We start from the raw sequence: 1120 nt of genomic DNA, 5'->3' as shown, positions 1-1120 counted from the left end.
TGCAAATAACGAACCCGGTACGCACATTTTTGCGCTGCCAACATCAAGAATGTGAATACGGACCGCGATGACGACCCTGACCGAAAAAATTACCGCCGTGCTGTCGCAGTTTTCCAGTGCCAGCCGCCTGTACGCATTGACGGTGGGCGGCGGCGGCGATCATGGCTCCGGTGGTCTGCTGGTGGAGGCCTTTGCCGCCGACGACGCGGTGCAAGGCATTGGCGGGCGCGACGTGATTGTCGTTTCCACCGATGCCCACATTGCGCTGGCGCCTTTGCTGGGCCAGTCGGCCAGCCTGGAGGTGAGCCTGGCCGACGGCACCCGCACCAGCTTTGACGGCGACATCAGCGAAGTGGCCATGCTGGGTAGTGAAGGGGGGCTGGCGCGCTATCGCCTGCGCCTGTCGCCATGGTTGTGGCGCTTGAGCCAGGTGCGTAACAGCCGCGTGTGGCAAGACAAGTCCGTGATCGAGATCGTCGAAGACGTATTCTCGGCATACGGCGCGGTGGCCAAGTGGCGCTGGAGCGACGAGGCGGGCCCGTTCATGGCGGGCGCCGCCGAGCGCAGCTACTGCTGCCAGTACCGCGAGTCCGACCTCGACTTCGTGCGGCGCTTGCTGACCGAAGAAGGCCTGGCTTGGCGCTTTGAACAGGGCGACGACGGCGCCGGCGCGGTGCTGTTTGCCGACACCGCGCAACTGAGCGCGATTCCTGAAGACCCGAGCAGCAAGGCTGACGGCGGCATCCGCTTTCACAATGTGCGCGCCGGCGAAAAGCAGGATACGGTGCAGGCCTTGCGCTCGCAGCGCCAGATCAGCGCATCGCTCACCACGGTGCTCAGCTACGACTACAAGGCCAAGCAGGCGGTCAGCGCGAGCGTGCCATCGCGCCTGCAAAACGGCAGCCAGATTCCCCAGCTTGAATCGTACGATGTGCCGGGCCAGTACGCTTACGCCAACTCGGCCCAGGCGCAGCGCTATGCCGAGTTGCAGATGCAGGGCAAGGAAGCGCGCGGCCACCTGTGGCGCGGGCGGTCCACGCTGCGCACGCTGCGCGCCGGCACCCGCTTGACGATCCTCGATGCACCGCTTAAGCAACTGGGCGAAGCGGCCCCGTTTGCC

Annotated in this window: 1 protein-coding gene; it reads left to right on the top strand. The window is 65.3% G+C overall.

Annotation, left to right across the window (positions count from 1 at the left end; all coding sequences use genetic code 11):
• Positions 1-67: 67 nt before the first annotated feature.
• Positions 68-1120 (top strand): type VI secretion system Vgr family protein (locus ACP7D4_RS28040; RefSeq protein WP_426212717.1); only part of this gene is annotated, 1053 nt, incomplete at its 3' end.

The sequence above is a fragment of the Massilia sp. TWP1-3-3 genome (assembly GCF_049897805.1).
In the GTDB taxonomy this organism is placed as follows: Bacteria; Pseudomonadota; Gammaproteobacteria; order Burkholderiales; family Burkholderiaceae_D; genus Telluria_A.
The sequence above is the reverse complement of the archived record's forward strand: the minus strand, read 5'-3'. Positions and strand labels throughout refer to the sequence as shown.